This window comes from uncultured Cellulomonas sp., assembly GCF_963527515.1.
GTDB lineage: Bacteria > Actinomycetota > Actinomycetes > Actinomycetales > Cellulomonadaceae > Cellulomonas.
Genome location: NZ_CAURTV010000040.1, coordinates 22,159 through 28,793 on the forward strand (window position 1 = coordinate 22,159; position 6,635 = coordinate 28,793).

The 6,635-nt window shown below is 74.0% G+C and carries 6 protein-coding genes; 5 read left to right on the forward strand and 1 reads right to left on the reverse strand.

Annotated elements, in window-relative coordinates; all coding sequences use genetic code 11:
* Window positions 1-23 precede the first annotated feature (23 nt).
* The 3 genes from RYN42_RS11180 to RYN42_RS11190 all read left to right on the forward strand — a co-directional run bounded on the left by RYN42_RS11180 (window position 24) and on the right by RYN42_RS11190 (window position 3,538).
* Window positions 24-1,724, forward strand: coding sequence for an iron ABC transporter permease (locus tag RYN42_RS11180; protein WP_315096124.1), 1,701 nt, complete (start codon window positions 24-26; stop codon window positions 1,722-1,724).
* Window positions 1,718-2,707 (forward strand): ABC transporter ATP-binding protein, encoded by a 990-nt coding sequence (locus RYN42_RS11185; RefSeq protein ID WP_399552467.1) that lies wholly within the window; start codon window positions 1,718-1,720, stop codon window positions 2,705-2,707. Before RYN42_RS11180 ends, RYN42_RS11185 begins: the two co-directional genes overlap by 7 nt.
* A 66-nt stretch (window positions 2,708-2,773) precedes the next feature.
* Window positions 2,774-3,538 carry a hypothetical protein gene (locus RYN42_RS11190; RefSeq protein WP_315096112.1) on the forward strand — a complete coding sequence of 255 codons (765 nt, stop codon included), beginning with the start codon at window positions 2,774-2,776 and terminating at the stop codon, window positions 3,536-3,538.
* Here RYN42_RS11190 and RYN42_RS11195 read toward each other — a convergent pair.
* Complete coding sequence (locus RYN42_RS11195) at window positions 3,531-4,634, reverse strand: GNAT family N-acetyltransferase (RefSeq protein WP_315096115.1); 1,104 nt, start codon at window positions 4,632-4,634, stop codon at window positions 3,531-3,533. The genes RYN42_RS11190 and RYN42_RS11195 overlap by 8 nt on opposite strands.
* 69 nt (window positions 4,635-4,703) lie before the next feature.
* On the opposite strand from RYN42_RS11195, the gene RYN42_RS11200 reads away from it, so the two are divergent.
* Together RYN42_RS11200 and RYN42_RS11205 are read left to right on the forward strand one after the other, a co-directional pair.
* Window positions 4,704-5,336 (forward strand): hypothetical protein, encoded by a 633-nt coding sequence (locus RYN42_RS11200; protein WP_315096116.1) that lies wholly within the window; start codon window positions 4,704-4,706, stop codon window positions 5,334-5,336.
* 36 nt (window positions 5,337-5,372) lie between these two features.
* Window positions 5,373-6,620 (forward strand): Nramp family divalent metal transporter, encoded by a 1,248-nt coding sequence (locus RYN42_RS11205; protein WP_315096118.1) that lies wholly within the window; start codon window positions 5,373-5,375, stop codon window positions 6,618-6,620.
* Window positions 6,621-6,635 lie beyond the last annotated feature (15 nt).

Here is a 6,635-nt window from a genome sequence, read left to right on the forward strand (position 1 = left end):
CGCTGGACCGGCCCGACGCCTCCGTGGCGCCGGGTCGGTCGCGCGCGGTCGCGTCCTGGGCGCTCGCCGTCGCCGTCCCTCTCGTCTTCCTCGGGCTGTTCTTCGCCTGGCCGGTCGCCGTGATGATCGCGCGCGGCTTCGTCGTCGACGGGCAGCTGGACCTCGGCGGGTTCGCGGACGTGTTCTCGCGGCCGCGCACCTGGCGGATCATCGGGTTGACCCTCGCCCAGGCGTCGCTGGGCACCGTGCTGTCCGTGGCACTCGGCGTGCCCGGCGCGTACGTGCTCTACCGGCACACGTTCCGGGGGCGCGCGGCGCTGCGGGCGTTCGTGACCGTGCCGTTCGTGCTGCCCACCGTGGTGGTCGGGGTCGCGTTCCGGTCCCTGCTGGTCGACGGTGGGCCGCTGGGGTTCCTGCACCTGGACGGCACGTTCGCCGCCATCGTCGCCGCCCTGGTGTTCTTCAACTACGCCGTCGTGGTGCGGGCGGTCGGCGGTCTCTGGGAGCGGCTGGACCCGAGGGCCGAGCAGGCGGCGCGCGCGCTGGGGGCCTCACCGTGGCGGGCGTTCCGGACCGTGACCTTGCCGGCGCTCACCCCGGCGATCGCGTCCGCCGCGTCGCTGGCCTTCCTGTTCTGCGCCACCGCGTTCGGCACCGTGCTGGTGCTCGGCGGGCTGCAGTTCGGCACCATCGAGACCGAGATCTGGGTGCAGACGACGCAGTTCCTCGACCTGCGCGCGGCCGCGGTGCTGTCCGTGGTGCAGCTGGTGGTGGTCGCCGCGGCGCTCGCCCTCGCCGCCCGGGCCCGGTCGCGGCGCGAGCGGGCGCTGGCGCTCACCCTGCCGGAGGCGTCGGTGCGGCCGCTGCGGCTGCGTCGCCCCGCGGGCATGCCGGCCGGCGACGGTCACGCCCTGACCCTCGTCGCCACGGCCGTCACCGCGGTCGTCGTCCTGCTGCTCGCCCTGCCGCTGGTCAACCTCGTGGTCCGGTCGCTGCGCACCGACGGCGGCTGGGGCCTCGACCACTACACCGCGCTGGGCACCACCGGCGGGGCGCTCACCGTGACCGTGTGGCAGGCCACCCTGAACTCGCTCCGGGTGGCCCTGGACGCCACGGTCATCGCGCTGGTGGTCGGCGGGCTGGTGGCGCTCGTGGTGTCCCGACGCCCGCGCCGCGCGCTCGGCCGGCGCGCGGTGGTGGGCCTCGACGCGCTGTTCATGCTCCCCCTCGGGGTGTCCGCGGTGACCGTCGGGTTCGGGTTCCTGCTGTCCATGCACCAGCCGTTCGGGCTGCCCGTGGACCTGCGGACCAGCCCCGTCCTCGTGCCGATCGCGCAGGCGGTGGTCGCGGTGCCGCTCGTCGTGCGGACCGTCCTGCCCGTGCTGCGCGCCATCGACCCCCGGCTGCGCGAGGTGGCCGCCACGCTCGGGGCCGCGCCGGGACGCGTGCTGCGCACTGTGGACCTGGCGATCGCCACCCGGTCGCTCGGGCTCGCCGTCGGGTTCGCGTTCGCCGCGTCGCTGGGGGAGTTCGGTGCCACCTCGTTCCTCGCCCGGCCCGACCGGCCCACGCTGCCGGTGGTCATCTTCCGGCTCATCGGGCGGCCCGGCCCGGAGTCCTACGGTATGGCGCTCGCCGCCTCCGTCGTCCTCGCGGTGCTCACCGCGGGGATCGTGGCAGCCTGTGAACGACTGCGCGCCCCCGGCGCCGGAGGTGAGTGGTGAACGGTCTGACCCTGCGGGACGTCGCCGTCCGGTACGGCCCGGTGGCCGCCGTCGACGGGGTGTCGCTCGACGTCCCCACCCGGTCGGTGGTCGCGCTGCTGGGCCCGTCCGGCTGCGGCAAGTCGTCGCTCCTGCGGGCGGTCGCCGGGCTCGAGCCTCTGGCCGCGGGCGCGGTGGCGTGGGACGGCGTCTCCGTCGCCGGACTGCCCGTGCACCGGCGCGGGTTCGGCCTGATGTTCCAGGACGGGCAGCTCTTCGCCCATCGGTCGGTGGGCGGGAACGTGGCGTACGGCCTGCCGTCGCGGTCCGCAGTGCGCGTCGCCGAGCTGCTCGAGCTCGTCGGCCTCGCCGGCTACGAGTCCCGCGCCGTGGCCACCCTGTCCGGCGGGGAGCGGCAGCGCGTCGCCCTAGCCCGTGCCCTGGCGCCGGCCCCGCGGCTGCTGCTGCTCGACGAGCCGCTGTCCGCCCTCGACCGTGCCCTGCGCGAGCGGCTCGCCGTGGACCTGCGCGCCGCCCTGGTGGCCACCGGCACCACGGCCGTGCTCGTGACGCACGACCAGGACGAGGCCTTCGCGGTGGCCGATCGGGTGGCGGTGATGTCCACGGGCCGGCTCCTGCAGGTCGACGCACCGGCGGACCTCTGGAGCCGACCCGCCACGCGCGAGGTGGCGGCGTTCCTCGGGTACGAGGCGTTCGTGCCGCTGGACAGCCCCGCCGCCGCACCCCTGCGCGAGGCGCTCGACGTCCCGCCGTCGCCCCGCACCCTGGCGCTCGCCGAGGGGGCGTTCGTCGTCGGCCGGTCGGGGGCGGCCAAGGGGACGGTGCGCGGCGTGTCCTCCCGGCGCGGTCGCTCGGAGGTCCGGGTCGAGGTCGACGGGATCGGCGTCGTGACCGCCCTGGGCCCCGTCGGCGGCCGATGGACTGCGGGGGACGTCGTCGAGCTCGGGGTGGAGCGCGACGCGCTCGCGGTCCTCGACGACTGATCGCGGTTCCCGCCCGGGCGGGCTACGGTCGAAGCATCCGGGTGGGCGAGTACCGAGGTGATGGCGATGACGCTGGAGCTCCGTGAGGTCGTGTCGGTCGAGATCCCCGTGCCGCCGGACACGGTCTGGTCCTACCTGCGCGACCCGGCGCTGGTGCGGCGCTGGTACGGCTGGGACCACGACGGCCTGGAGGCCGAGATCCGGCGGATCTTCGTCGACCAGGCCGTGGAGCACTCCGAGGGCACCGGCGACGAGACGGTCCGCATCCTGTCCTGGCCGCACCACGACCGGCTCACGCTCCGGTCGTCGGCGCACGACCGTTCGCGGGTGAGCATCACGCGGAGCAGCCACCAGGGCATGGCGGCCTTCGACGGCGTCCGCGACGAGGTCGACGAGGGCTGGATCGCGTTCCTGCACCAGCTGCAGTTCGCGCTCAGCATCCACCCCGACCAGGACCGGCGGACCCTGAGCGTCTTCGGTCTGGCTGCCGGCGCGCGCACCGACCGGCTGCTCGACCGTGCCGGCCTGCGGGGGATCCACGGGGTGCCCGTCGGCGGTCACGTGCAGGCCCGGCGCCCCGACGGCACGCTGCTCGGTGGCACCCTGATCTACCGGGCGCCCCTGCAGTTCGGCCTGCGGCTGCACGGGATCACCGAGTCGTTCCTGGTGGTCATGGAGACGCCCGCGGCCATCGCCCCGCCGGAGGGCACGGTCGACGCGATCCTGTCCACCTACGGCCTGGACGACGCCACGTTGGCCGAGGTGCAGCGCCGCTGGTCCGGCTGGTGGCAGCAGTCGGTGCCGCACAGCGGCTCCGCCCGCGTCAGCTGAGCTTGAGCTGCCACTCGCCGGAGCCGCCGGCGGGCCGGAACCCGAGCGCGACGTTGATGGCGAGCATGTAGGAGTTCTCCTGCGCGTTCCACGTGCTGATGCGCCGCACCTTCGGCCGCTCGGCCGCCAGCCGCTGGAGGTTGGCCGCCTTGACCAGCATCCCGAGACGCTTCCCGCGGTGCTCCCTGAGCACGAGCGTGTCGTCCTGGTGCACGAACTCCTCGGTCGTCGGGACCTCCAAGAAAGCCGTGAACGCGGCGAGCGTGTGCGTGGGGATGTGCTCCGCGGCCATGACCAGCAGCTCGAGCTCGCGCTCCGCGTACTGCTTCTCGGTCTGCCGGATCCGTTGGGCGTCCCAGACGTCCTCCTCGAGGTCGAGGCCGCCCAGGGGCACGTCCGTGCTCATCCGCGTGTTGAGCAGCGCGTACGCGTCGACCCACTCCTCGGGCACGTGGCTCTGCCACGACACCAGCCGGTAGTCGGGGCCCGCGTGCGCCTCCGCCTCCGCACGGTGCGTGGCGATGAGCTCCCCGTCGAAGGGGAGCTCGAAGACCGAGTGGCGCTCGACCTGCTCGAGGGCGAAGCCGCGCTCCCGCAGGAACCGCGGACCGGCGTCGTCGGCGCACACGCGGCCGACGCCCGTCGACGGCTCGAGCGTGCCCGGGCCCTCGGGCGGCTCGACGCGCTGGTCGGTGGACGAGCCGATGGTCGTCCGGCCGGCGTCGCGCACGAGGGCCATGACGGCGTCGTACAGCGCGCCGCCCACCCCCTGGCGCCGGTGCGCCGGGCGGACCCCCAGGTCGAACCACGCGGTGTGCGTGTTGTCCTGCAGCGGGAGGTTGACCGCCGAGTAGCCGAGGATGCGGTCCGGGTCCGGGGCGTCGTGCTCGTCGTCGGCCACCGCGACCAGGCGCGGCTTGCGCTCGTACGCCTGGTCGCGCATGGACCCGAGGATCTCCGTCGCCCCGCGGTCGAAGTCGTGGTTGCCCCAGGAGTCGAGGAGCACGTCGTTGATCGCTGCGGTGTAGCCGTGGAGCAGCCAGGCACCCTCGACGGTCTCGGAGACCGGTACCTCGCGGATCGACCACGTCGTCATGGCACCCACCATCCCGCGGGAGACCGCGCGGCGGCGAGCCCTTTTCCCACGCGTCGTTACGCTCGCCGGATGGTGTGGTTGGAGATCGTCGGCTGGGTCGGCTCGTTGCTCGTCATCGTCTCGCTCACGCAGGCGCGCGTGCTGCGCTTCCGGGTGCTCAACCTGGTGGGAGCCGTGATCGCCACGGGGTACAACGTGGCCATCGAGATCTGGCCGTTCGCCGTGATGAACGGGGTCATCGCGATCATCGACGTCTACTGGCTGGTGCGGCTGCAGCGCGAGCGTCACGACGCCCTGGTGTACGGGGTCCTGGAGGTGCCCACCGACGGCGCCGTCCTGCGTCACCTGCTCGACTCGCACGCCCCGGACATCGCCAGGTTCCACCCGGGTTTCAGCGCCGCCGACCCGGCGCCGTCGGCGTCGTTCGTCGTCGTGCGCGGGGACGAGCTGGTGGGCGCGGTGGTGGTCCGGTCCGCCGGCGAGGGCGTCGGCCGGGTGGACCTGGACTACGTCACCCCGCGGTACCGGGACTTCACCCCCGGCGAGTTCGTCTACCGCGACAGCGGGGTGTTCGCGTCGCACGGGTTCCGCCGGCTGGTGCTCGGCGGTGCGCCGACGACGGAGTCGCGCGCGTACCTGGAGCGCGTCGGCTTCCACCCGACCGCCGACGGGTGGGAGCGCGAGGTTGCGACTGCCCGCTAGCATGAGTTCGGACGTCCGAACTTTGTGAGGTGCGGCATGGTCAGCAGCGCGACGGACGACGACGTCCGGGTCGGTACGCCGCGTCGGCGTCGTGCCCCGCTGCTGCTCGGCCCGGCGTTCGTCGCCGCCATCGCGTACGTCGACCCGGGCAACGTCGCCGCGAACCTGACCGCAGGCGCGCGGTACGGCTACCTGCTCCTGTGGGTGCTCGTCGCGGCCAACGCCATGGCGGTGCTGGTGCAGTACCAGTCGGCGAAGCTGGGGCTGGTCACCGGCGACTCGCTGCCCGGCGTGCTCGGCCAGCGCATGCGACGCGGTCCGCGGCTGGCGTTCTGGGCGCAGGCCGAGGTGGTCGCCGCGGCCACCGACATCGCCGAGGTGGTCGGCGGCGCGATCGCCCTGAACCTGCTCTTCGGCGTCCCGCTGCCGCTCGGCGGGCTGATCGTCGGCGTCGTGTCCATGCTGCTGCTCGCCACCCAGAACCGGTACGGGCAGCGACGCTTCGAGCTCGTCATCGTCGCCCTGCTCGCCGTCATCACGATCGGGTTCCTGGCGGGGCTGTTCGTCTCGCCGCCGGCCGGTCGGGGCATCCTCTCCGGGCTGGTCCCGCGCTTCGACGGCACGGACTCCGTGCTGCTCGCCGCCTCCATGCTCGGTGCGACCGTCATGCCGCACGCGATCTACGTGCACTCGGCGCTGGTCCGCGACCGCCACGGCAAGGCGTCCGGATCCGCGCTGCACCACCTGCTGCGCTCCACCCGGTGGGACGTCGGCGCCGCGCTCGTGGTCGCCGGCATCGTCAACATCGGCCTGCTGCTGCTCGCCGCGTCCGGGCTGCGCGGCGTCCCCGGCACCGACTCGATCCCCGGCGCCTACGACGCCATCGTCGCCGCGCTCGGTCTCGGCATCGGGATCGCGTTCGCCATCGGCCTGCTGGCGTCGGGGCTGGCGTCCACCTCGGTCGGCGCGTACGCGGGCGCGACGATCATGGAGGGACTCATCCACCGCCGGATCCCCCTGCTGGTCCGCCGCATGGTCACCCTGATCCCGGCGATCGTCCTGCTGGCCGTCGGCGCCGACGCCACCTGGACCCTGGTCCTGTCGCAGGTGGTGCTCAGCTTCGGCATCCCGTTCGCGGTCATCCCGCTGGTCGCCCTGACCCGATCCCGGGCGGTGATGGGCCCCCACCGCAACGGCCCCTGGCTCCACGCGACCCTGCTGCTGGTGGTGACCCTGGTGGTCGCCCTGAACCTGACCCTCCTGGGCCTGCTGCTGCTGGCCTGAGGCGGGTCGCCCGCC